The sequence below is a fragment of the bacterium genome, from assembly GCA_012517375.1.
Taxonomy (GTDB): domain Bacteria; phylum Hydrothermota; class Tepidihabitantia; order B3-TA06; family B3-TA06; genus JAAYVC01.
In genome coordinates, this window is record JAAYVC010000009.1 from 1 (window position 1) to 25,153 (window position 25,153).

Genomic DNA, 25,153 nt, shown 5'->3' on the forward strand with positions numbered 1-25,153 from the left:
CTCGCTATCCTCTGAAGTATTTGATTCAGCCGAGTTCAGGCTTTCAGCTCATCCAGCCCAGGTTTTTCCATATCCAAGGTTAGAGGATGATGTCTTTAAGGATGTTTCCTTCGCACTTGAGGGAAATCCTAAAGCCGTGGCAATTTTTGAGCCTTTAATAAAACGCATCGGTGGAAAAACCTTCCCTTTGTGTAGGGAAAACAAACCTTTGTACCACACGTCCTGTGTTATGGCTTCAAATCTCTTGATAGGTCTGCTTAAATGCGCAGAAGGATTGGGGCTTCGAGCAGGTCTGGAGGAAAAACAATCCAGGGAGATTGTGTTGCGATTCGCATTTGAAACCATTACTACTGCATCAGAACAGACCTCTTTCGATAAAGCATTATCCGGACCTTTACTAAGAGGAGATATTGAAACCATCAAGATGAATCTTGCTTCCATTAAGGGTTCTGACGAGGAAATTATTTACAAGTTATTATCTAAGATATTAATCGATGTCGCAAAAGAGAAAGGCCTTCCCATCGAGAAAGCCTTTGAAGTTCGAAAAATCCTTGATTCTTAATCTATTCTGATACTATAACAAACTCAATCCTGCGGTTTTCTTCCTGACCTTTACGGGTCCTATTGTCACCTATAGGCCTCGTTTCTCCATACCCCCGGGACATTAAACGTGTTGAATCAATGCCTTGATTGATAAGCCAATCTCGAACTGCATCCGCACGCTTCTGTGAAATCTCAAGGTTCGTCTGTTCATCCCCTATGCTGTCAGTATGTCCTTGAATCTCAATACGGACATCCGGGTATTCCTTCAAAAAAACCGCTACTTCTTCCAAAGCAGGGTAACTATCTTCCAATATCTCTGCACTACCAGGTCTGAAGAAGATATTTTGAAACTCAGGCAATTCCCGAGGTTTTGGAAGACCTAAACCGACATTGAGTTCTCTAACATCTCCATCCTGAAGAGTAAGCCCAACATTTTCAGATGCATAACCTTCTTTAGAAAATGTTAACGAGTAGCTACCTGGCGGAAGAGTTACTTTGAAAATTCCCAAAACGTCCGTTCTGACCTCAGGGATTGAGGAATCACCGAATGAAACAAGCACACCCTCAATTGCTTCGGCAGATTTATTGTCTCTGACAATTCCCGATAATTGAGCCCGTGGCTCCTTTATTTTAACGAGGGCGAAATCAAGGAGTTTAGCTTCCTTGTCTTGGAGAATAATTCCCTGTTCAATCCATTTGTATCCTTCGGCCTCGGCGCGCACTCTATATGCCCCGGGGGAGAGTCCCAGCGTGAATATTCCCGTCAGTGAATCGGCATAGACGGTTTGAATCTCGCTGCCAGGAAAGCTTATCTTTGCGGAAAGACCCTCTCCTGTCTCCTCGCTTATGACTTTTCCTGCAAGAGTCGCCATGGGAGGTTTTGGCGGTTTCATCAAATCGAATCCGACTGAAACGCCTATTTCAATCTTCCACGGTGGAACAGAGTTGCCAATACCTATCGGCGCCGACAGGTCGAACGTCACTCCGCCTGCAGGAGCTGTTTTCATTCGTATTAAAGGCACTAAGGTCATGTTGGAAATCGAAAAAAATGAATCCATCGAAGCGCGATTCGACACCTCGCATCCAAAAGAAAGGAATTTAAGAGGGGATACCTCTATGGATATTCCGTAAGGTAGAGTGGAACCTGAACCAAGAGAATCGAAGGATATACCGTAGCCTGCATTGATATTGAAATTTACCGGTTCAATACCCAGACCGAATATCAATCTGCCGTCAAAAGCGGAAGTAGTAGGTGGTTGTGTTGTCGAATCACCGTTCCAGAAGCTTGATGTGGAAAAATCACCTAGCGCAAGCAGTCCTGGTGAGATAAAAAAACGTTTATTTGCGCCCAGATAGAAAGGGTATCCAATCTTTAATGCCGGGGATATCTTAATCGGACCAATGAGGTAATTATTGTCGTCAGTTCGGTAACCATCTCCGTGGACTGCGGCAGAAAACTCCAAGAAAGAAAGAGGAGCAAAACCTATAGACGAATAAACGTGTCCGTAAACATCATTCGAATATCCGCCGCCTAGATGAAGAACTGATATTGAAAGTAATCCCTGTTTCTGAGGGTAAGAATAGAAAACATCCAGAAAGCCATTCTGTGCCCATCGATTCGGGCTGGCAAAACCGCTAGTGACGCTTAAGGCAAAGCTTAAGATTGCCCATAAACTCAAACTTGTTTTTTTCATCACGTACCTCCTCGCCGAAGGTTTTTATAGCCCCAACGGGAGTCGAACCCGTGTCTTCACCTTGAAAGAGTGATGTCCTTACCACTAGACGATAGGGCCTAGATTTTTTTATTCCCCTCCGAAGTAATTCAATGCGCTTCTGAAATCCTTTATCTCCGGTTTTGTAAACAAGTCCTTGCTTAAATCATCCAGTAGATCGTTGTGCTCATTTTCAAGAGCCTGCTGGATTAGCTCTGCCTCATCATTGGGACTGCGTTCAAGACAGCGGAAGTACCCGTAGCCTATATCGCATTTAACGGGCCCGGTCATTTGACCTGGTTCAAGAGCATAACACGCGCCTGCCATTCTTGGACCATATCTTGTTTCCGCTTCAAAGTAAGAACTGAACTTCAAAGTATCAATGCTTACATGCGGAACCCCGATGAAAGAAGAAAAAGGCTTACCGCTTGCAACGGATTGTCTTAATTTGTACGCGTACACTTTTTGAGCCTCTTTTGCTTTTTCCCTGATAACTACCTTCTTGATGAAATCGCGATTACTATCAAGAGGAATAAGGACTTTTTCCGTGATATCTACTGTTGCAAAGAGATAGTATATGCCGTTCGTCTCTGGGAAAGGCTCGCTTATGTCGCCCTTTCTGGATGACAGAGCATACGTTTTGACAGCCTCGTTATAAGGAAAGTATGGGACAAAGACATCTCTATCCTCAAGAACATAAGGACCCTGACGAGATACAAGCTGGTATTGAGCTATCAAGGAATCCAAGTTCTTAGCTTTCCTCGCGGTTTTCCTAAAATCTTCTATCTTTTCCATCACATTTCTGCGGGTTGAATCGCCCGCTTCTATCGCAAGGAAAATCTCCCTGTATTTGAGCGTATCCTTGGATTTCTCGATAAATTTAGGTATATGCCATGCTCCTCTGTCGTAATATAACGATCCGATTTGACCAGCCGAGAGTTTACTGAGCTCCTCGAATTCCGCGGCATCCAGGGTTGAAACAGGGCGCTCAACAAAAATAGAAGAATCTCCAGTGAAATCAATCGCGACCTGCTCGAAATCTGCGCCAGCTCTGATAGCAGCTTCCGCATCTTCGGCTCTTAGTTTAATATTCATACTGTCATCTGGTGAAGGCAATACCGGAAACATCAAGGTTCTTAGAATCCACCATTTGTCTCGTTCAAAACTCTTGATGTTTTCCTTATAATATGTCTGTATCTGTTCTTCCGTTACCGTAGAATCAACCGGCGGCAGTTCGTAAACGAATAATGCCTCAAGAACCATCTTAGTTCCGGCCTTGGATTGGGCGTCTACAACTTGAGCTACGGTCAACCTGAAACCATTCATTACATCGTTGCGAACTATTTCTTCCTGACGGTTTCTCGCAAGCAATGATTTATGGTATTCAAAAGCCTGCCTATATTGCTGGGGCAAATTAGGTGCGCTAAGCACCTGCCAGTAACGTTCGTAATTGAACTGGCCGTTGACATAAAATGATGTGTCGTTTGATATCCACTGAGGCGGAACGACCTTCAAAATCTCGGAAGCTTCATCGTCGCCTACAACAACTTTTTCCTTTTTAAGTATCTCGGTCCATCTTGCTTTTTTTACAACTTCTTCCCAGGCCTGGCTGTATAACTTTGCCCTTTCTTGTTTCGTCAGCTGATTAAGATTGACATCCAAACCGGATGCATTAATTAGCTCGTAAATTGCATTCTGATAATCAACGACTTTTATTTTTTCCTTACCCACAACGGCTAAAGTACTGTCAGATCCCTTCCTCCTCGAAATGCTAGCGCTGCGGCCAGTAATATCCATACCCCAAACGAAAATAATAGACGCTACAAATGCCAATAGGACGACAAACATAATGATCGTTGCTCTCTTACGAAGGTTAATTATCATTCGTTATTCCTCCAAATTCAACAGTGTACATGTTGTGAATTCTATCAGAATCCCTGAGAAAGTCAACTATCTGCCGTATGAAAGCCGCCTGCCTAAAGATTCCGGTAATCCTGCATTAATGATCTTGGATTGCGCAGAAGCTATATCGTACTCCACTCTAATAAGACGAACGCTCTTTTCTTTTGTATTTACTCTCAAGTAACAAGCTCGAGGATTCCCATCTCTTGGCTGCCCCACACTTCCAGCATTTATTAACAATGAAGTATTACCATCCCAGAAAGCTTCTTTCGATTCGACAAGATCAGTCTTTCCATCTTCTTTGCTGTATTTGACAATAAACGGCTGGTGCGAATGTCCAATAATCCCAAGCGATGATGATAGACTTGCCCATTGACCGGCAGCCTGAGATAGGGTTAAAATATATTCCCAACCATCAGGCTTCTTAAAATTCGCATGCGATATACATAATTCGTTCGATTTTAGAATTAAAGGCAAAGAATCCAAATATATCCTTGAAGCGCTTTTTATTTTATTTTTTGTCCAGAGTATCGCCGATTGTGCATCACCGTTAAAATATTCAATGGATGTACGTTCAAGAACCCCCCAATCATGGTTACCTGCGACGGCATCCGCTCTTAATTCTCTTATTATCGTTATGCATTCATCTGGTTCAGCTCCATAACCTACTATGTCGCCGCAAATATAATATTTTTCAGCACCCCATTTTTTTGCGTCTTCTATCACTTTTCTAAGTGCGTCAGCGTTTGAATGGAGATCTGATAAAACGGCTATCTTCATCTGCTCAGATTGTGACTTCGCGCTTATACAAAGAGTCGAGAACGCCGTTAACAAATCGTGCCGAGCCATCCGTTCCATAGAATCTAGCCAGTTCTACCGCTTCATCTATCGAAACCTTTGGGGGAATCTCAGAAATAAAAAGGATTTCGCACGCTGCAATTCTCAGTATTGCTCTATCCACATATGATAGCCTGTCAAAGCGCCAATCCGTTAAAGATCTACTCAATGCTGAATCAATAGCAGTCATGTTGTTGCAAATCATTGAAACAAGCGACTTAAGATATTGAACCGCCTTTCCTCTTAATTTGCGTCGATTTACAACCTCTTGTGTAATAATAGAAAATTCCTCATTCATTAAATCAGTTCTGTAAAGTATTTCTACAGCGGCTATCCGGGCTCTGGTTCTTGCCCCCTTCTTGGTTTCTATTTTCACCTAAACCTTTAAGGAATAAATTGAACTTTTTTAGGCGCCACGGGCAAGGTTGGCCATCTCGATTGCCGCAAGAGCGGCATCCCAGCCTCTGTTGCCTTGTTTTACACCAGCTCTTTCTATTGCCTGCTCGGTTGAATCCGCAGTGACAATTCCATATATCACGGGTATTTCAAGTTCCAGACCCAAAACGGATATACCTTTTGCCGCTTGCGAGGCCACGAACTCGAAATGCGGCGTTTCTCCGCGGATTACCGCTCCGAGACATACCACTGCATCTATCGTTTTTTCCTTTGCCATAATTTTTGCAGTGTGCGGTATCTCAAAGGTTCCTGGAACATAGCGAATTTGTACAGTTTCGGCTTTGTGCCTTGATAGACAATCCAATGCACCTTCAAGGAGTATTTTAGTTATACGCTCGTTAAACCTCGAGACTACTATACCGAAGTTTAAACCCTTAGCATCAAGACTGCCTTTTTGTTCTATAACCTTCATTCGGATTCCTCCTCTTTGTTTGAAAAATCCAAAATATGCCCCATTTTATCTCTCTTTACTTCTAGGTAAAATCGATTGTGTTCATGGGGCTTTATCTGAACAGGAACACGTTCTACTACTTTCAATCCATATCCTTCAAGACCAATTCTCTTTGCAGGGTTGTTCGTCATAAGACGTATGCTAGTAAGGCCAAGGTCGGCAAGTATCTGAGCTCCTATTCCGTAATCACGCGAATCCGACGGAAAGCCTATCGCTAGATTTGCCTCAACCGTATCAAGACCTTGATCCTGTAATCTGTAGCATACGAGTTTATTTAGAAGTCCTATCCCCCTACCCTCCTGACGCATGTACACAAGCACGCCTAGTCCCTCTGATTCTATTCGTTTCATCGCCTCATGCAACTGTTCTCCGCAATCACACCTGCCTGATCCGAAGACGTCGCCGGTCAAGCACTGAGAGTGAACACGAACAAGAACATTTTCCTTTCCTTCAACTTCGCCTTTTACAAGCGCTATGTGATGTTCGCCTTCTATCACCGTTTCGAAAATAATCAGTTTGAAATCACCAAAACTTGTGGGCAAAGGTGTCGAAAAAAGACGCCTGACAAGTTTTTCGCTTCGCTGACGATATGCTATAAGATCTTTGATTGTGATGATATCCAGTTCAAACTCGTCAGCAATCTCGAAAAGTTTCGGTAATCTTGCCATTGAACCATCAGAATCCATTATCTCGCACAGAAGCCCTGCCGGTTTCAAACCAGCAAGCCGTGCAAGATCAACCGTTGCTTCTGTATGGCCTACTCTTCTCAATACACCCCCTTTTTTTGCAACTAAAGGGAATATGTGACCTGGTCGAGCAAGATCCGAAGGACGTGTAGAAGGATCGACTAGCGATCTTATTGTTTTAGCTCTATCAAATGCCGAAATTCCTGTGGTTGTACCGTGTTTATAGTCAACTGAAACAGTAAAGGCAGTTCCATGCTTCTCGGTATTCTCATCAACCATAGGAGGCAATTCAAGCTCAGTTGCTCTCTCTTCAGTAATTGGCGAACACAGAAGACCTCTTCCGTGTTTTACTATGAAGTTTATCATTTCAGGAGTCGCCTTCTCGGCGGCTGCAATAAAATCACCTTCATTCTCCCTGTCTTCATCATCAACGACTATAACTACCTTACCCTTACGGATACTCTGGATTGCTTCTTCAATGCCTGCAAACTTCTTCATAGTTCCTTGCCGTACCATGATTTTGTATATTCTTTAAATCTTCCATCATTCCTTCGCACTTTCCAGAATCCGGGATTGTTTTTGTACCAGTCTATTGTTTCAGATAGCCCTTCTTCAAATCTCTTTTCGGCAGACCAACCAAGTATATTCTTAGCTCTTTCAGACGATGCTATCAACTTAACGACATGACCTGGTCTATCGTTGTGGGTCTTGAGTAATCTTTTAGGTTTTTTAAGCCGCTCAAGAATTTTCTCACCTATCCAGTTGATGGAAAAGCTCCTGCCTGTTCCCCCGTTTATCTCTTTGCCTATAATAGAAGCATAATTTTCCATCTGAAGCCCTGCTTCAATAAGGGCTACACCGTCTTTGACCCACAACCAGTCCCGTTCTGCTTCTCCGTCGCCGTATACGTACAAAGGAAGCCCAAGAATTGCATTTGTTGTAAAAAAAGGAATCAGTTTTTCCGGGTGTTGGCGAGGACCGTACATGTTAAAAAGCCTTAGAATTACTACAGGCAGCCTATACGTTCTGAAGAACGAATATGCAAGACGATCCGCAGCTGCTTTTGTAGCCGCATAAGGTGATTGCGGAGCAAGAGGATGATGTTCATCCATGGGTGTTTTTTGAGCAGATCCGTAAACCTCACTGGTTGATATTTGAATAATCCGCTGGACTTTGGAACGCGACAGAGCTTCGTAGAGATGAGCCGTTGACACAAAATCGTTCTGTACAAATGATTCAATCTCAAGTATCGAACGGTCAACATGCGTCTCTGCGGCAAGATGGACGACTGAATCAACCTCTTTAAGCAAAGGTGAAACTAGTCTTTTCGAACCTGCATCACCTCTAACGAAACGAAAACCTGGATCTTTGCGTATCGAGTTAGGAAGAGTATCCAGACGCCCGGGATAGATGAGCTTATCAACGACCGTGACATTAGTTTCGCCCTTTTCAATAAGGGATTCAACGAGATGCGAACCAACGAATCCAGCGCCACCAGTAATGAGTATACTCCTTTTTTTCATCCATCCCTCTTCGACCAGTCATAAGGAATCTCCCCGGAGTGGGGATTAATTCGGAACTCATCAGGCTCATCATAATTATACAGCTCCGTAGGTATATTGATAAAAAAGGCAGGTTCAGTTCCTATCCCTTTCATGCCATGCGCTACACCCGGAGGAATAGATACGAGCAACGCATTCCTGTCTCCAACAAATAACTCCATCAGATTACCTTTTGTTGAAGATTCTGGTCTTGAATCGTACATTACGAGTTTAGCCATGCCTCTAATGACACACAAATTATCTCTTTGAATATGATGATAATGCCAACCCTTAATCGCATCAGGATAAACAACAGAAAGGTAAGCCTGGCCAAACTTTTCGAAAAAAAAGTCATCCGATCTCAATATCTCCATAAGCCAGCCACGTTCATCAGGAATTACCTTAAGTGCCTTGATCTGAACACCTTCAATACTTGATTTCATGGGTGAAGTTTAGACTTGTTTCCCGCTAAAGTCAACCTATGATTATCTTAATTTTATTTGTGTAATATTTCTTGACATTGCGAATGTAACCGTTAACATCAGTAATGCCTCAAAGAGATTTCGTGCACTTGCACCTGCACACAGAATATAGTCTGCTTGATGGTTCAATTAAGGTTGACAAACTTGCTGACCAAGCCCACAGATTCAAAATGCCGGCAGTCGCGATTACCGATCATGGCAATCTATTTGGAGTTGTTCCATTCTACAAGGCAATGCAAAAAAAGGGAATAAAACCGATAATTGGTCTTGAAACCTACGTAGCTTCAGGAAAGCTTACGGAAAAGGGTGATACTCCCGCTTCAGGGGAAACTTCTCATCATCTAACGCTCATTGCATCTTCGAATATTGGATACAAGAATCTCGTGAAGCTTTCATCTGCAGCTTATCTTGAGGGTTTTTACTACAGACCCAGAATCGACAAAACCATCCTTGCAGAACACAACGAAGGTCTTATTGCTCTTTCAGGTTGCTGGTCCGGTGAGATTTCTTCATGTTTAATAAGAGGCGATATTGAAGGCGCAAGAAAAGCTCTCGGTTTTTTTCTTGATCTTTTCGGCAGGGACAACTTTTTCATAGAAATTCAGAATCTTGGAATGCCTGAAACACATGATATGATTTCCCGTGCGGTATCACTTGCAAAAGAGGAGAAAGCGAACCTTGTGGCAACCAACGATTGTCACTTTCTTAACCGCGAAGACGCTGAAGCTCATGACGTTCTTCTTGCAATTCAAACAGGGAAAAAAGTAGCTGACACCGAAAGAATGAGGTTCGAATCAAGTGAAATGTATTTTAAGTCTGCAGATGAGATGTCTCTTCTTTTCAAAGATATTCCTGAAGCTCTTGAAAATACTCAGAAAATTGCTGAAAGATGCATGGTCACTCTTGACGTTGATGGAAGAAACTTTAAATTACCAAGATATCCAATTCCTAAAGAGTTTTCATCGAGTATGCAGTATTTGAAGGACATCGCGGAAAGAGGTTGCAGGGAGAAGAATTTATGGGGAGAAAAAAGTTATGAACAACGTCTGGCTCACGAGCTCAAGGTCATTGAAAAAATGGGGTTCGCAGGCTACTTTCTTATCGTCAAAGACATCGTGGATTTCGCTAAACGAACAGGGATTCCTGTCGGGCCAGGTCGCGGATCAGCAGTTGGCAGTCTTGTACTTTACGCACTAGGTATAACAGAACTTGATCCTCTGCATTACGGGTTGATCTTTGAACGTTTTTTGAATCCTGATCGAATAACATTACCTGATATTGATATCGACTTTGCAGACGATGAAAGAGAGAAAGTGATTCACTATATACATGAACGCTACGGGCAGGAGAACGTTGCGCGCATAATCACATTTGACACTATGAAAGCCAAAGCAGCCATAAGAGACGTTGGTCGGGCAATGGACATTCCGCTAGGTGAAGTAGACAAAATCGCTAAGTTGATTCCTATGAATGACAGCCTTGAACAGGCACGCAAATCACAAAAAGAACTCGCCGAACTTATCGAGAGCGATATTCGATACCAAAGACTATTCAAGATTGCCGAAAAACTTGAAGGCGTATCCAGACACGCTTCCATTCATGCTTCAGGTGTTGTAATCACTCCAGAACCATTAACGGAATTTATACCTCTCTATAGAGCTTCCGATGGCGGAGTATCTACGCAATTCGACATGAAAGCTATTGATTCCATGGGTATATTGAAACTTGATATACTTGGATTACGTACTCTTTCTGTAATTAAGATGAGTGAAAGAATAGTAAAAGAAAGAGGGGGTTCTTTGAATTGCGCAAGAATTCCTTTCGATGATAAGAAAACATTCGAACTCCTGCAGAGAGCCGAAACGGCGGGCATTTTTCAGTTGGAAAGCAGAGGAATGAGAGACATACTCAGAAGGCTAATGCCTACTTCTATAGAGGATATCTCAGCTGTTATAGCCATTTACAGACCTGGACCTTTGGGAAATATTGACATCGACGATTTCTGCAGAAGGAAAAACGGTCAAAGCGAAATTAAGTATTTGCATCCTAACCTTGAACCCGTTCTCGCAAGCACTTATGGTATGTTCGTATACCAAGAGCAAGTAATGCAGACAGCTAGAGCTATTGCGGGCTTTTCTTACGTCCAGGCCGATCACCTCAGGAGGGCTATGGGTAAAAAAATACCGGAGTTGATGGCTCAGATGAAAGAGCAGTTTTTTGAAGGCGCTTTCAAACATGGGGTGGACAAAAAAACAACACAGGAAATATACGATCAAATTGAGCCTTTTTCCGGATACGGCTTCAACAAATCACACTCTGCGGGCTACGCGCATATATCATATGCGACCGCTTACCTAAAAGCTAACTTTCCTCTTGAGTTCTTTACTTCTCTTTTAACCAACGAAATGGGGCATTCAGAAGCAAAGATGTCCCAGTTTATAACCGACGCCAAACAATATGGAATCAATATTCTAAGACCAGACATCAACAAAAGCTCATACTCTTTCAAAATTGAAGATACTTCTATACGTTTTGGCTTAGGAGCCGTAAAGAACGTTGGCAAGGGAGCTGCAGAGCTCATTGAAAGCGAAAACTCAAAAAGACACTTTAAAGATTTCAGGGATTTTCTTGAACGCACGAAGGGATCGGTGAATCGAAAGTGCGTGGAATATCTAATTAAAGCTGGCTGTTTTGACTCAATGGATCCAAACAGGGAATTGCTTCTCGCTCATTTGATAGATGAAATGGCAAGATTAAACGACAAGCGTGGTCTGCTTATGGAGAAACAAGCCGGTCTCTTCTCGAGCGAATCGGCTGAAAAGCAACAAAAACAACCTGTAAAGTCAAAGGAATTCAAGCCTTCAGATTTTTTAAATTATGAAAAGGATGCTTTTGGTTTCTATTTGTCCGGTCACCCGATGGAGGAATATCGCGATATTTACGAAGGCTTGGATTTGACACCCATTGAAGAAATTGACGATAATTCAGATGGAAAGAATCTTGCCGTTGGAGGAACAGTCTCCGCAAGAAAAGCAAAAAGGGATAAGAAAGGGAACGAATACTCAATTATTACGTTAAGAGATTTTACAGGCGAGATTGATGTTTTTGTTTTTGCACGTCTTTATGAACAACACCGCGATATATTAAGAACGGACGAGCCTATCATCTTCAAAGGCAGAGCATCCGCATCAGAAGACGATGCAAGACCTAAATTATTTAGCGAAGAGATAATACCGTTTTCAGGCGCAAGAGCAAGAATAAAATCAGTAATAGTTGATCTTGATGAAAAAACAACAAGGGAAGACTTGATTGTCATTAAATCTCTTCTTTCTGAATTTCCTGGCCGCTGTTCGGTTTATCTCAACGTTTATACCGACAAAACAGGGGAAAAAACAAAGGTATTATGCCGAGACTCAAAAGTTTCTCCATCCCCAGAACTTATTGAAAATCTTCGGCGCAAGCCTGGGGTCCGCAAGGTTAAACTCCACGGGACATTGTAAAGAAAACTTTTGCCGCTTGCGAGGGAATGTCTTCAAAAAAAGATTTATTGCATTCAGAAAAACCAATTTAACAAAAACAAAATCGAGTACTAAACGGAGAGGGCGGGATTTGAACCCGCGACCCCGGTTTCCCGGGGTACACGATTTCCAGTCGTGCTCCTTCGGCCGCTCGGACACCTCTCCATTTATGTTAAGTATATCGAGATTGTACTCAAGGTCAACTCTGCAATCTATTTGACCTGAAACGCCATTTATTATATAATAGCGTGTGTCGGATTTCAGCATTCAGGCAAGAAAACTCCAGGAGATTCTGATATCGAAAGGAATAGATAACCAAAAAGTGCTTGAGGCTTTCAGCAAAGTACCGCGTCACCTTTTTGTCCCAAAAGAGTTCGAACACAAAGCCTACCTTGACTTATCTCTTCCAATCGGTAAAGGTCAAACCATATCTGCTCCCTCCACAATGGCTTTTATGCTGCAAAATATTAACATAATCCAAACCGATAAAGTTCTGGAAATCGGTACTGGATCTGGTTTCCAGACAGCTCTATTAACGAAACTAGGAAAAGAAATTTTTTCGATTGAACGAAATCTCGAACTTGTCAAAGAAGTTGAGAAGAAACTAGTTGCGGCAAACTGCGGGGTTGCACATCTTAGAGCAGGCGATGGAATGCTGGGCTGGTCAGAACATGCTCCTTACGATGCAATAATCGTCAGCGCAGGTGCAAGCGAAATACCTAATGCACTTATAGATCAACTAAAGATCGGCGGAAGAATAGTTATTCCATTAAAAGGTAAAATAAATCTCATTATTAAAAGTTCTCATGGAGTACGCATTCGGGAACTTGCGGACTGTAATTTCGTCCCTCTTCTTCCTGGTCATACAAAATAAAAAAACTGATATTGGATTAACTCTATGTAGGATCTTTTCTTAAATACTTAAGGAATACTCATTTCTGTTGTAATTTATTGTTGACATAACCCTAAGCTCTTGTATAATCTAAATCTGCGGGGCGTAGCGCAGCCCGGATAGCGCGCTTGGTTCGGGACCAAGAAGTCGGTGGTTCAAATCCACTCGCCCCGATTTTCATAATGGAACAAAAGCCTAGGATAATCCCGCTTTTGAGCGCGGAGAGAATTGCCGAAAGAGTTTCTGAACTGGCGGCTGAGATTTCGGAGGACTACGCGGGCAAAAACCCAATCATGATAGGAATACTTCGGGGTGCATGGGTATTTCTGGCTGATCTGTCAAGAGCTATGACGATTCCTCACCACGCCGACTTTGTTCAGCTTTCAAGCTATGGTTCTGGAACCACTTCTTCAAAGGACGTGCAAGTTCTTAAAGATATACAGTCAGGAATCAAAGCACGGCATGTCATACTTGTCGAAGATATCGTGGATACTGGATATTCTCTGTCAAAACTTATCAATCTGCTGAAGGATAGAGAACCTGCATCTCTTGCCGTATGTTCCTTGCTTGATAAGCCTCAGCGAAGGGAAGTCGAGGTACATATTGATTATCTTGGGTTTTCGGTACCTAACAAGTTTATTGTCGGCTATGGACTCGACTGGGATGACCGTTTCAGGCATCTTCCCTATGTCGGCGTACTCGAGTTCGAAAAATGATATGCCTGTGAGCCGAAGTTTTCAAATAGGCGTCATAGGTGCAAGGTTTTGCTCACCTAAGATTTCTTTTATTGCCGAAGAATTGGGGGTTCTAATTGCCAAAGAAGGATGGACGGTGATTTGCGGCGGTCACGGCGGAGTTATGGAAGCCGCTTGCAAAGGCGCATATGAGGTGGGTGGTGTAACTATCGGGATTCTCCCTGAATCAAACGAGGCAAAGGCTAACCCTTATCTTACACATGTGATAAAAACCGGAATGGCCGAGGCTCGCAACGTAATAATAGTTCAAACTTCAGATGCCCTGGTTGCTGTTGACGGCAAATATGGAACCCTTTCTGAGATTGCACTTGCTCTTGCCCGAAAGAAGCGCGTATTAGGGATCGAAACATGGAATATACCCGGTGTGGAAGAGGTAGGTGGACCTGAACAAGCAGTACTAAGGATCAAGGAGATTTTAAGTGAGTGATGCAAGACTTCATGTTGTTATTCAAGGGCTCGTGCAGGGCGTTAGCTTCCGCTACTTCACAATCCGACTGGCTGAAAGACTTAATTTAACGGGATGGGTCCGAAACGTCGGAAGCGATAAGGTAGAAACAATCGCGGAGGGGAAGGAGGATTCGCTTAAAGCATTTCTCGATGAGTTAAGGATTGGGCCGCCATCGGCAAGGGTTACGAAGGTAGACGTGGAGTGGGAAAAGCCTACATTCGAGTTCGAGGGCTTCCGCGTCGCCTACGAGGAATGGTGAAGTGGAATTATCCGCAGATTACACAGATTTCACAGATTAATGGAAGAAGATAGAAGAACATACACAATCATTGGCGCGGCAATGGAGGTTCACAAAATACTTGGTCACGGTTCCCTTGAGCCTGTTTATCAAGAAGCCTTAGCTCTAGAACTTACGAATCGAGCTATCCCCTTCAAAAGAGAAATTGAGTTAACAATATTCTATAAAGGAAACAACTCACCGCTTCCTATCGTGCCGATTTTATTTGTTACGACTCCATTGTCGTAGAGCTTAAAGCGCTGTCCAAAATAGGAACAGTTGAAGAATCCCAATTGATTAACTATCTCAAGGCAAGTGGTCTTGAAGTAGGCTTGTTAATCAACTTTGGTGCTGTTTCTCTTGAATACAAAAGATTCGTTCATACTAAAAAGTAATCGGCGCAATCTGTGTAATCTGCGGATAAAATTCCTATTCAATTCCCAGTTTCTTCCTCGTAGCCGGTATCAGCCCGCCCTGACCGAGAAGATCCAGAATAAAGGCAGGAAGTGGTTCGAATGAGATTTCTTTTCCGGTTGTTTTATTTTTGAGCGTGCCTTTTGCCAGATTCACCTCTATTTCATCGCCTTCTGAGACATGCTTGCGGACATCAGGTACTATTGCGATAGGCAAGCCGAGGTTGATGGCGTTCCTGTAGAATATGCGTGCGAATGATTCAGCCACGACACAACCGATACCGAAGTAGCGGATAGCAGTGGCCGCCTGCTCCCTGGAGGAACCGCAACCGAAGTATTTGCCTGCGACGATGACATCGCCAGGTTTTGCCTTAGTACGAAAATCCGGGTAGACCGTTTCAAAGAGGTACTGCGGGGTCTCTTCGGCATCCGTTACCTTCATGTAGCGACCTGGATAGATAACGTCGGTGTTGACGTCGTCGGGGAATATCCATGCTTTGCCTTTTACAGAATCCATCTTATGCCTCCATATATTTGCGCGGGTCGGTAATCACACCTTCCAAAGCCGATGCCGCGACAGATGCAGGGGATGCAAGGTAAACGAAGGCTTCGGCCGAGCCCATACGCCCCTGGAAGTTGCGATTGGTCGAGGCAATTGCGACCTCGCCTGGAGCAAGACAACCCTCATGAGCGCCAAGACATGGACCGCATCCGGCATTTACGAGGACGGCGCCCGAATCGACCAGGGTTTCTATGATGCCTTCTTTTAGAGCGTCTGAGAAGACTTTCCATGACGCGGGAACTACAAGGAGTCGGACTTCTTTATGAACCTTCTTGCCCTTGAGTATCTTCGCAGCTTCGCGGAGGTCATCGAGTCTGCCGTTAGTGCATGAACCTATTACGGCTTGATGTATCTTGGTCCCCTGGACGTCGGTGAGGGGCTTAACATTATCTACTCCATGGGGACAAGCTACCTGAGGCACTAGTTTTGCAGCGTCTATGTGATTCTCTGAAAGATATGTAGCGTCAGGATCGGCTTTCAGCATCTCGTAGTGCCCTCTGGCACGCGGCTTAACCCACTCTTCAGTTATCTCGTCGGGTTCCACGAAAGCGACCTTTGCTCCGGCCTCCATCGCTAGATTAGAAAGTACCATGCGGGATGAGATGTCCATTGCCGAGATTGTGGAACCTGTGAACTCTATCGCCTTGTAGTCGGCGCCGTCGGCTCCGATCGTTGCGATGATGTTGAGTATCACGTCCTTTGCATACACGCCCTTAGGGAGCTTGCCGTCCACTACGAATTTGAGGCTTTCGGGTACAAGCAGCCAGAGTTCGCCGGTCGCCCATACCGCCGCCATCTCTGTGGCGCCGATGCCGGTTGCAAAAGCCCCAAGGGCGCCTGCCGTTGTCGTGTGTGAATCGGTGCCTACGAGAAGGATACCAGGGCGTGAAAAGCCTTCTTCTACAAGCACCTGGTGACAGACTCCGATGTTGATGTCGTAGAAGTTCTTGATGCCCTGGGCCCTTACGAACTCGCGAAGCTCCTTCTGACCAGCGGCGGTGCGTTCAGATTCCGCGGGAACGCGGTGATCGAAAATGATCATTATCTTGTCAGGATCCCAGACCTTCTTTACGCCTATCTTCTCAAAAGACAGCTTGACCATGCGACCGTTTTCGTGCGACATGGCAACATCCACTTTTCCTGAAACTATCTGACCAGCGTGAACTTCCTTCTGCCCTGACTTTTTTGCAAGGATTTTTTCGGCTAGAGTCTGCGGACTCGTCATTGGCATAGTAACTCCTATTTAGCTCCGTATTTCTGGCTAACGACCGACTTCGGCAGGAAACGCTTCTCGAGTTCCGTATATTCAGGCAGTCCGACTACTTTCTTGAACTCGGCAAAAGTGCATAAAAGATCGGTTCTGTCCGGCATTATCCCGCGCTCCTTGAGAACGAACAGGTATTCACGAAGCGCCTTGACGACCACGAACATGGTTCCAACCGGTACCGAGATACGGGCGACACCAATGGCTTTGAGTTCTTCTACCGGGATGAGCGGTGTCTTGCCGCCGACTACTGAATCGAAGAGATTGACTGATACAGGTGCGTTTATGCGCTTCACCGCATCGAGGATCATCTCCTTACTCGTGGGTGCTTCCAGGAAGATCATATCGGCTCCGGCTTTAGCATAGGCGTTCGCTCGCTTTATCGCATCCTCGTAGCCGGAAATAGCGATTGCATCCGTCCGTGCATTGATGACGAAATCAGGATCCAGCTTCTTTCTTGCCTCAACTGCAGCCTCGATTTTAAGAACCATCTCCTCCTCAGACACTATCTGCTTACCCTCCATATGGCCGCAGCGCTTGGGAAAAACCTGGTCTTCTATGTTGAAACCAGCAGCTCCGACCTGGATGAAATCCTGAACGGTTCGAATCACGTTAAGAGCGTTTCCAAAGCCTGTATCGCCGTCACCCATAACGGGGATATTGACTTCCTGCGCGATGCGCCACGTCATATCGAGCATCTCGTTCCATCCCAGAAGCCCGACGTCCGGTTTTCCTAAGAGGCATGCTGATATTCCGAATCCTGAAGCCTGGGTAAGCTCGAACCCTGCTTCCTCGATTAGTTTTGCACTAAGTACATCATAGCAACCAGGGGCAACAACCGCCCTGCGCTCGTTTATCATCTTCTTTAATTGAGTGGTTTTTTTCACAAATTTCCTCCAGTTGTTTCAGCGTCGATAAGTATAAATGGCTTTTTGCATCAAGTCAACGAATTGACTACGGTAATGTAACCCCTATAATGATATGTGGATATGTTCACAGACAGGAAAACAAATATGGATGCGGCAGAGGCTCCCCTTGCCGAACGGATGCGGCCGCGAAATCTGGACGAGTTCACTGGACAGGAACATCTTGTAGGAAAAGAACGACCTCTCCGAAAACTGATAGAATCCGGTCGGCTTCCATCGATGATATTCTGGGGTCCCCCGGGGTCTGGAAAAACTTCCTTGGCTTTTCTGATAGCGACCCTAGTAAACGCCGACTTCGTGGCAAAGAGCGCGGTTACCGCAGGAATAAAGGATATCAAGGAAATCGTCGAACGCGCGAGGCTCGTCTGGAAGGCGCATCATAAGAGGACTATTCTTTTTTTAGATGAGATACACCGTTTCAATAAGGCTCAGCAGGACGCTTTTCTTCCGCACGTCGAGAGAGGAACCATAACCCTGATTGGAGCGACAACCGAGAATCCCTCCTTCGAGGTTATAGGTCCGTTGCTCTCACGCTCGAGGGTTTTCGTTTTCAATCCCTTGACTACCGAGGATTTGAAAAGAATTATGCTCCAGGCATTGTCCGATGAACGCGGGCTTAGAGCGCTTAAACCCGAGGTTCCGGATGAGGCGCTCGATTTCATAATGAAGGTATCGGACGGAGACGCGCGGCGCGCCCTGAATGCCCTTGAAGCGGCAGTGAACGTGACTGAGCTTGACGAGAACGGACGAAGAACAGTGACCGTTAAGGTTGCGGAAGCCGTGCTTGAAAGAAAGTTCTTGCTGTACGACAAGGCCGGAGAGGAGCATTACAATCTCATATCCGCCTTCATTAAGTCTATGAGAGGTTCAGACCCCGACGCCGCCGTTTATTGGCTGATAAGGATGATAGATTCGGGTGAGGACCCCCTCTTTCTTGCAAGAAGGATGGTTATACTCGCGGGAGAGGACATAGGGCTCGCCGACCCGCAGGCCCTGGTCGTAGCCAACGCTGCAAAGGATGCTGTGCATTTTGTAGGATACCCAGAGTGTGTTTTTCATTTGACGGAAGCGGCTATATATCTTGCTCTTGCTCCTAAATCAAACGCTACATTGAGAGCGATTCAAGCCGCGCGCAAGGATGTTCAGGAGACCCAGGCGGAGCCAGTGCCGATTCATCTAAGGAACGCTCCAACAAAGCTCATGAAGGAACTTGGGTACGGAAAGGAATATCAGTACCCGCATTCGTACGAGAATGCCGTTGAGGAACAAAACTACCGTCCTCAAACAATAGAAAAACACACATATTACGATCCGTCGGAAAGGGGATTCGAGGCAAAACTGAAGGAAAGACTCAAAACACTCAGGGAACAAAAAAAAGCAATTAGGGAAGCAAAAAAGAAAAAGAATTGAATCAAAAGATCATCTAGTTCAATCTCAATACCCTTGACATAAACTTAAATTAGCTTATTCTATCTTAAGTAAATCCAAGAGGAGGATTTCATGGAAGAAGTGAGTGTAAGAAAAGCCCTAGGAGGGTCCGCAATCCTGATCGGGGTTGCATGTGTAATCCCCGCTTTTGCGTGGGTACAAGCGCCATCCGAGGAAACAGGCTACTACTACATGTACGATGACAAGTCTGATCCACCGTTTATATCGCCAGAGCTTCCGCCTATGCCTGAACCACCTTATTCGGACTATTCAATATGGGAAAAACCTGGATCGGTTAGATGTCCACCGTATAACGACCGACCATATAGATATGTAATTCCAGACTCTTTCTGGTTGTATGGGATATGGTATGGACCAGGAGAAATAATGTACATTTCACCTGATGGCTGGCTCAGCTTTGATCCATTTTCCTATCCAGATGGATTCTACGCGCCGCCGAATACAATTCCCCCTATCCCCAATGAGAATGCCCCTAATGTATTGCTTTCAGTTTTATGGAACGATTATTATCCTGGTGGTCCTGAGCCTAGCTGGCGCTATGTATATTTCTATTACGATACTGTTGCGAATTCTCTTTTCGTCGAATGGCATAATATGGCTTCTGGTGAGACTCCTGCGTTCAGATATGAATTCATGGCTATTATGCAATTTGGAGGCAAGGAATTGCTTGAAGAAATAGCAGGTGGTGAGATGTTAAGTACTCACTTCATACATTTCATTTACCACAATACGACTGCCGAATCATGGGAAACGGAGAATCCTGCAACCGGCATCGAGGATGTATCCGGTACAAAGGGTATATACTACCAGGGTACTATCGAAACAGAAACAGATAGCTTCCACGTGATAAGAATAGGCTATAAAGGACCCAAAACCTACATTGAAGAACCAGTACCGCTTCCCTCAACCGAAATGGAAGTTTCATACATAGCGAACCGAGATGTTGGAATCAGCTTCACCTTATCAAACCCTTCAAGAGTAATGCTTAAAGTCTTCGATGCATCAGGCAGGCTCATAAATACTCTTATTAATGATAATCTTGAAGCAGGCAATCATACTGTGAATTGGAATATAATAGATGTACCTAAAGGTGTCTACTTCGTCACCCTTCTGGAGAAAAGAGGAAATCACGTTCAGAAGGTTGTAATAAACTGAGACTAAAAAGTTATAATTCTCTTCAACTCTGAAGAAAGAATCTCTAGAGCTTTTTGGAATTTTTTCTTGTTAGCAGGCATTTGCGGCCAGCGGTTGAGACCGGACGGATGAGGCAGGACTATTATTGAAACCTTGCGATTAAAGATGCGGCTTTCAACCCTTTCTCCGACCAGATTCATGCCGGCTTCCTTACCAAGGATGGTCTTTGAGGAAAGTGACCCAATCAGGATGAGGAGTTTAGGCCTTGCGTGAGAAAACTCTTGTTCCAACCAAGGCAGACAATTCCCTCTTTGTTGGGAGGAGGGGGACGCGTCGTCTTTGCCATTCGGTCCGACACCGGGCCAGCACTTGGCGACTGCAGTTATGTAGGAATTGGAGCGAATATGGTCTTCTGAGCAGCCGAGGGTATTAAACCAAGACCAAAGTTTTTTTCCGGCAGGACCCGAGAACGGAATGCCTTTTTCTATCTCCCGCTTTCCAGGAGCCTGTCCGATGATCATGAGCGGGCGGCTCGCCCCGCCTTGGAATATTGCCCTTGGAGAAAGAAAATCCTTACAACGCATGCATCCTTGAAGTTGCCTGGCAAAAATCCGGTATGATTCTTCCTGTTCTGCAACAACTCTTTTGCGATTTTTCAGGGAGTACAAACAACCGCAATAATCCTGACGATAAAGCTCAAGCTTCGCCGACCACTCAAGGCTTTTTTTGAAACCTTCCGACTTTTTGAAATCCTCGGACAAAAATCTGATGCCGTACTTGTCGGCAAGTTCTTCACCTATATTTTTAAGCCAATCGAAGGATTTGTGCGGGCTAATTGAAAGAGTAGACGTGAAATACTCGAATTTCATATCTCTGGCAAGTTTAGCTGTTTCCTCGAGTCGCAAGCGATAACAAACCTCGCATCTCTTCCCCCTTTCAGGCTCCCTTTCAAGACCCTTTACTGCATGCTTCCATTTCTCGATATCGTATTCTCCCTGGATAAGTGGAAAACCAAAGTAATGTGAAACTTCACGCGCATCAACAAGACGCCTCTCATATTCATTATAAGGCTCTATTTGAGGATTATAGAAAAATCCTGCAGTCTCGAAGTCGTCCTTGAGACGTTCATAAACAACTGTTGAGTCTGGGGCGCAGCAGATATGAAATAAAAGTTTAGGTTTGCTAATCACGCTTTACGGCGAGAATAGTTTTAGAGCCATTCTCTAGAAAGGAAATCCTGGAAGCTCAATGGTCGCTTCGCGCTCCTCGCCTACCGAGACAAACCAAATCGGGAGATCAAGTTCTTTTGAGATAGTATTTATGTAACTCTGAGCAGCCTTAGGCAGATCTGTAAAATTGCGAACATCTGCGGTTGATCTTTTCCAGCCCTTCGCTTCCTTATATATAGGCTCGCCCGGATTATCATCCCAAGGTGAAACGGTCAATGCTGTCTCACCGTTTGGTTTTCTGTAGCCAGTACAATATTTAATAGCATCAAAGTAATCAAGAACGTCAAGCTTCGTAATTGCAAGCGCATCAACTCCATTAAGCCTAATCGCGTACCGAAGCATCGGTAAATCAAGCCATCCACAGCGCCTGCGTCTGCCTGTAGCCGCTCCGAACTCGTTGCCAAGTTTCTGAAGCTGGGCTTCAACTTCTCCTGTAGCTTCCGTCGGAAAGGGACCAGCGCCAACACGCGTCGCATAGGCCTTAGTGAGTCCAAGAACTTTATCTATGATTTTAGGCGAAACACCAACACCAGTGGGTATAGACGTAGTTCCGGTATTCGATGATGTAACATAAGGATAGGAACCGTGATCTACATCCAGAAGAACGCCTTGAGCTCCCTCAAAAAGAACTTTTTTTCCGTTCCGCAAATATTCATACACTTCATCCGATACATTGCCGACGAGACCTGTAAGTTCTTCACGAACAAACTTTAGATTATCAAGAATCTGGTTTTTATCGAATGTTTTTTCTTTGTAAACCTCTTGAAGTATGGAATTCGCATGATTTAATTGAAGACCTAAACGTTCTGCAAGAGATGGAAGGAAAAGATCACCGACCCTTAAACCGTAGCGAGAGCTTTTCTCTTCGTAGCAAGGGCCTATTCCCTTGGCGGTTGTTCCTATCTTTTTTTCACCTCTTGCCTCATCCCTGAGCCTGTCAATAAGAATATGGTGAGGAAGAATAAGATGCACACGGGGATCGATCATGGTTCGAGCACGGTATTCAATACCGTGCTCTTCAAGCTTCTTCCATTCATCGAAAAGAGTCTCGGGATGCAACACACATCCTGAGGCTAATGCAACCTTGACATTGGAATTAAGTATCCCTGCAGGCATCTGTTGAAAAACCCATTTCTTCCCTCCAACTACAACGGTATGACCTGCATTCGGCCCGCCTTGATATCTTACGTCTAAATCAAAACGGGCCGAGAGCTTATCAACAAGCTTGCCTTTGCCCTCGTCGCCCCACTGCAATCCTATTAGCGCAAGGTTTTTCAAATCTTCAGAAAGTGTAGCTTAACGAGAACTTTCGGTTAGTCGTTTTAAAGTCATATATGTTTTCATCTATTCCGATATCGAGCTGGAACCCTGCGTACTTTATGCCTGCCCCAAAAGTTACCCCTACTTTTTTTAATTTGCCGTGTTCCTCAAAAAGAAACGGGATAAGCCCGATATGCTCATTGAAGCCGTTTTCATCCTCCACAAAGAAACCGCCCCGGGCGCCTGTCTTATCAAAAAAGTAACCTCCTCTAATCGTAAGTATTTCCCTGAAGATAGATAGCTCCATACCTATACTGCGCCAGCTTTCAGAGATTTCGTAACCAAGCTCCTCACCGAATGTCATTGAATCGACGTCAGGGGGATCGATTGCAAACATTCCGACAAGGATCTTTGATATGTCTGATGTCAGACGCAACCCGACTATTTCGTATTGCGCCTGACCAGTATCCTTGGACATTATACTCAAAGGTTTATAACTTGCGCCCAGTCTCAAGGAAAGCGGCAATGGGTCAGGTTCTGAAGTAGCTGAAAAAGATATAGGCGGACCAAGGTTTTGCAGATCCACACCTAGATTTAAATTACTTAAGGGCTTATAAAGAACCCCTGCGTCAACAGCCCACGAAACGGCTTGACCTCTTGTATTTTGCAGCTCAGGGTATAGATCAATAACCCATTGCGGAGCAAGAAACGAATATATGAATTTTGCGCCGCCGCCGACTCCGACCTTGGGAGCTATCTGCCTTCCATAAGCCAAACCAAGAGAAAAATCAAATGTAGTATAGCTACCAAGGTTTGAGCCATTTACAACAACGGGGGTTTCACCTGTTGTTAAATATATACCGTTAAATGAAAAAGTCCCGATTTTCGTAAAAGGTGAAGATACCGAAAGATATTCATAATACATATCCGGTGCTAGCGCAGGAAGCCAGTTAACATGCATAATAGAGAGGTTAATCTTATCCTGAAAACCTAAACCTCCCGGGTTATAGAATGTGGCAGAAGCATCATCAGCAATTGCCGTAAACGAACCCCCAAGGGCTGTAGGACGCGATCCGGGCCATATGGTGAGAAACACAGCACCAGGTCTGTGTTTAGCTGCGCCTAGCAATAAGCCGGATAGTCCCAACATCAGTAATGCTGTTCTTTTAAGCATCAATTATCGACCTCCTTAATGGTCATTATAGTGTAAGTATAGAATAATTATGCTGTCATGTCAAGTAGCAATTTCTGTGCCAACCTGCTTCTATCTAAGTCAATGTTCTTAATAGGTTATACTAGTCAATCAGAATAAAGAAGCATCCCCCTAAACCTTTTGTATAATTCTTATATTACTATTGTTTAAAGTATTACACTTGACAGTTGGCGGACACAGAATAAACTAAAGGCTATGGGCAATAAAACTGGCTCCGTGATCTTACTGATCTTATTTCTTTGTGTTTCATGCGCTAGACAGGGAGCTATACCTAATCCTGACAAGTTCCCTCCCCATCTCTTATCTGTCTCTTCGCCTAATCGTAATGAGCTTCATCTTAGATTCGATGAAGTTATCGATCCTGTAAAAGTATTGAAAGAAACCTATCAGATTCTATCTCCCAAAGATACCGCAGAAATCCGTTTCATCACGGCCAGCACTGACAATTCGAAAATACTTGTTTTTTATACATCCCCTTTGCTGCCTTCAGAATACAGGCTAATAGGTCTTGCGACTGATAACAGCAACAACGCTTCTTCGATTAATTCCAGATTCACGGCTTCTGAGCGAAAGGATTCCATTCCACCAAGCATCAATGCTTTTCCTAAAGATACCTTAACTGTATTCCCGTATAGAGTCACTTTAGAGGCAAATGAACCTTTGGACACAAGCGACGGTTTCAAAGTAATTCATCTGCCTACAGTTTCAAACATTTCGTATTATTGGAGACAGAACCTGAAAAAACTCGACATCAATTTTAAGGACAGCTCATTGATTAAACACCCTTTATATATATTAATTCCGCAAGGGATTGCTGACTTTGCGGGAAATAAGACAAGAAATGGTTTGGCCTTTTTTGAATATGCAGATTCAGCCCTCGAATTAAATAGAGTTTTTGGAAGGGTTGAATCATCATCTCCCTCTAAAGGACCCATACTATTGCTTTTTAAAGATCATGATTCCTTATTCGCCGCTACACTAACTGACAGTTCGGGGCGCTTCAGTACCGCAATTGAGAAAAAAACTTCAGTTACAATTGAGGCATGGGCAGATATAGACGGGGACGGTTTTTTTGAAGAAAACGGGCAGTTAATCTATGCAGGAGAAACCGATGCTTTAAATATTATCACTAATATACCAGTTCCCCCGCGTTCCCTAGAGCAACTTATCCAAGAAAAACCGTGAAATTTTTAAACTGGCTTC

The 25,153-nt window shown here is 44.3% G+C and carries 23 protein-coding genes, 3 tRNA genes and 1 pseudogene; 11 read left to right on the forward strand and 16 right to left on the reverse strand.

The features are described 5' to 3' along the window. A partial coding sequence (locus GX441_01035) for a DUF2520 domain-containing protein (GenBank protein NLI97228.1) occupies positions 1–562 on the forward strand: 562 nt, incomplete at its 5' end. Between the two features lies 1 nt (position 563). Here the strand turns inward: GX441_01035 and GX441_01040 are convergent. From GX441_01040 to GX441_01080, 9 genes are all read right to left on the reverse strand, one after another. Continuing rightward, positions 564–2,237 (reverse strand): OmpA family protein, encoded by a 1,674-nt coding sequence (locus tag GX441_01040; protein NLI97229.1) that lies wholly within the window; start codon positions 2,235–2,237, stop codon positions 564–566. 27 nt (positions 2,238–2,264) lie between these two features. After that, a tRNA-Glu gene (locus GX441_01045) sits at positions 2,265–2,336 on the reverse strand. A gap of 9 nt (positions 2,337–2,345) precedes the next feature. Beyond that, complete coding sequence (locus GX441_01050) at positions 2,346–4,139, reverse strand: hypothetical protein (GenBank protein ID NLI97230.1); 1,794 nt, start codon at positions 4,137–4,139, stop codon at positions 2,346–2,348. A 66-nt stretch (positions 4,140–4,205) separates the two neighbouring features. Beyond that, the gene (locus GX441_01055) at positions 4,206–4,937 is read right to left on the reverse strand and encodes a metallophosphoesterase family protein (protein NLI97231.1); all 732 of its coding nucleotides are present in this window, start codon (positions 4,935–4,937) and stop codon (positions 4,206–4,208) included. A gap of 4 nt (positions 4,938–4,941) precedes the next feature. Then, positions 4,942–5,370 (reverse strand): transcription antitermination factor NusB, encoded by a 429-nt coding sequence (gene nusB, locus GX441_01060; GenBank protein NLI97232.1) that lies wholly within the window; start codon positions 5,368–5,370, stop codon positions 4,942–4,944. A 30-nt stretch (positions 5,371–5,400) separates the two neighbouring features. Continuing rightward, positions 5,401–5,862: a 6,7-dimethyl-8-ribityllumazine synthase gene (locus tag GX441_01065; GenBank protein NLI97233.1), complete on the reverse strand. Its 462-nt coding sequence runs from the start codon at positions 5,860–5,862 to the stop codon at positions 5,401–5,403. Next, entirely contained in the window at positions 5,859–7,085 is a 1,227-nt protein-coding gene (locus GX441_01070) for a bifunctional 3,4-dihydroxy-2-butanone-4-phosphate synthase/GTP cyclohydrolase II (GenBank protein NLI97234.1), read from the reverse strand. Before GX441_01070 ends, GX441_01065 begins: the two co-directional genes overlap by 4 nt. After that, the gene (locus tag GX441_01075) at positions 7,082–8,110 is read right to left on the reverse strand and encodes an NAD-dependent epimerase/dehydratase family protein (GenBank protein NLI97235.1); all 1,029 of its coding nucleotides are present in this window, start codon (positions 8,108–8,110) and stop codon (positions 7,082–7,084) included. Before GX441_01075 ends, GX441_01070 begins: the two co-directional genes overlap by 4 nt. After that, positions 8,107–8,571, reverse strand: a complete 465-nt coding sequence (locus tag GX441_01080; protein NLI97236.1) for a dTDP-4-dehydrorhamnose 3,5-epimerase — start codon at positions 8,569–8,571, stop codon at positions 8,107–8,109. The genes GX441_01075 and GX441_01080 overlap by 4 nt, the downstream gene beginning before the upstream one ends. Positions 8,572–8,675: 104 nt before the next feature. Here GX441_01080 and dnaE point away from each other — a divergent pair, with 104 nt between their 5' ends. Beyond that, a complete protein-coding gene (gene dnaE, locus GX441_01085) occupies positions 8,676–12,110 on the forward strand; it encodes a DNA polymerase III subunit alpha (GenBank protein NLI97237.1) in 3,435 nt (1,144 codons plus the stop codon). A gap of 94 nt (positions 12,111–12,204) precedes the next feature. On the opposite strand, the gene GX441_01090 is transcribed toward dnaE, so the two are convergent. Further along, positions 12,205–12,293 (reverse strand) — tRNA-Ser (locus tag GX441_01090). 85 nt (positions 12,294–12,378) lie between these two features. On the opposite strand from GX441_01090, the gene GX441_01095 reads away from it, so the two are divergent. From GX441_01095 to GX441_01120, 6 genes and pseudogenes are all read left to right on the forward strand, one after another. Then, the gene (locus tag GX441_01095; protein ID NLI97238.1) at positions 12,379–13,002 is read left to right on the forward strand and encodes a protein-L-isoaspartate(D-aspartate) O-methyltransferase; all 624 of its coding nucleotides are present in this window, start codon (positions 12,379–12,381) and stop codon (positions 13,000–13,002) included. A gap of 117 nt (positions 13,003–13,119) precedes the next feature. Beyond that, positions 13,120–13,194, forward strand: a tRNA-Pro gene (locus GX441_01100). Positions 13,195–13,202: 8 nt separating this feature from the next. Next, on the forward strand, positions 13,203–13,736 hold the full coding sequence (gene hpt / locus GX441_01105) for a hypoxanthine phosphoribosyltransferase (protein NLI97239.1): 534 nt from the start codon (positions 13,203–13,205) through the stop codon (positions 13,734–13,736). A 1-nt stretch (position 13,737) separates the two neighbouring features. Then, on the forward strand, positions 13,738–14,202 hold the full coding sequence (locus GX441_01110; GenBank protein NLI97240.1) for a TIGR00725 family protein: 465 nt from the start codon (positions 13,738–13,740) through the stop codon (positions 14,200–14,202). Next, positions 14,195–14,482 carry an acylphosphatase gene (locus GX441_01115; protein ID NLI97241.1) on the forward strand — a complete coding sequence of 96 codons (288 nt, stop codon included), beginning with the start codon at positions 14,195–14,197 and terminating at the stop codon, positions 14,480–14,482. The genes GX441_01110 and GX441_01115 overlap by 8 nt, the downstream gene beginning before the upstream one ends. A 39-nt stretch (positions 14,483–14,521) precedes the next feature. Then, positions 14,522–14,895, forward strand: a pseudogene (locus tag GX441_01120) (GxxExxY protein). A 34-nt stretch (positions 14,896–14,929) separates the two neighbouring features. On the opposite strand, the gene GX441_01125 reads toward GX441_01120, so the two are convergent. From GX441_01125 to GX441_01135, 3 genes are read right to left on the reverse strand one after another with little or no spacing between them, the layout of a single operon-like run. Next, positions 14,930–15,430 (reverse strand): 3-isopropylmalate dehydratase small subunit, encoded by a 501-nt coding sequence (locus tag GX441_01125; GenBank protein ID NLI97242.1) that lies wholly within the window; start codon positions 15,428–15,430, stop codon positions 14,930–14,932. Between the two features lies 1 nt (position 15,431). Beyond that, positions 15,432–16,700, reverse strand: coding sequence for a 3-isopropylmalate dehydratase large subunit (locus tag GX441_01130; GenBank protein ID NLI97243.1), 1,269 nt, complete (start codon positions 16,698–16,700; stop codon positions 15,432–15,434). A gap of 14 nt (positions 16,701–16,714) precedes the next feature. Then, positions 16,715–17,626, reverse strand: coding sequence for an oxaloacetate decarboxylase (locus GX441_01135; GenBank protein NLI97244.1), 912 nt, complete (start codon positions 17,624–17,626; stop codon positions 16,715–16,717). Between the two features lie 102 nt (positions 17,627–17,728). Here GX441_01135 and GX441_01140 point away from each other — a divergent pair, with 102 nt between their 5' ends. Further along, the gene (locus GX441_01140; GenBank protein ID NLI97245.1) at positions 17,729–19,075 is read left to right on the forward strand and encodes a replication-associated recombination protein A; all 1,347 of its coding nucleotides are present in this window, start codon (positions 17,729–17,731) and stop codon (positions 19,073–19,075) included. Positions 19,076–19,165: 90 nt separating this feature from the next. Further along, the gene (locus GX441_01145; GenBank protein ID NLI97246.1) at positions 19,166–20,269 is read left to right on the forward strand and encodes a T9SS type A sorting domain-containing protein; all 1,104 of its coding nucleotides are present in this window, start codon (positions 19,166–19,168) and stop codon (positions 20,267–20,269) included. Between the two features lie 2 nt (positions 20,270–20,271). Here GX441_01145 and GX441_01150 read toward each other — a convergent pair whose 3' ends face one another. The 3 genes from GX441_01150 to GX441_01160 are packed head-to-tail and all read right to left on the reverse strand — an operon-like array spanning position 20,272 to position 23,911. Beyond that, the gene (locus GX441_01150; protein ID NLI97247.1) at positions 20,272–21,438 is read right to left on the reverse strand and encodes a hypothetical protein; all 1,167 of its coding nucleotides are present in this window, start codon (positions 21,436–21,438) and stop codon (positions 20,272–20,274) included. 33 nt (positions 21,439–21,471) lie between these two features. Then, positions 21,472–22,755: an adenylosuccinate synthase gene (locus GX441_01155; protein NLI97248.1), complete on the reverse strand. Its 1,284-nt coding sequence runs from the start codon at positions 22,753–22,755 to the stop codon at positions 21,472–21,474. Positions 22,756–22,759: 4 nt separating this feature from the next. Beyond that, on the reverse strand, positions 22,760–23,911 hold the full coding sequence (locus GX441_01160) for a UPF0164 family protein (GenBank protein ID NLI97249.1): 1,152 nt from the start codon (positions 23,909–23,911) through the stop codon (positions 22,760–22,762). A gap of 234 nt (positions 23,912–24,145) precedes the next feature. Here GX441_01160 and GX441_01165 point away from each other — a divergent pair, with 234 nt between their 5' ends. Then, on the forward strand, positions 24,146–25,135 hold the full coding sequence (locus GX441_01165) for a hypothetical protein (GenBank protein NLI97250.1): 990 nt from the start codon (positions 24,146–24,148) through the stop codon (positions 25,133–25,135). Positions 25,136–25,153 lie beyond the last annotated feature (18 nt).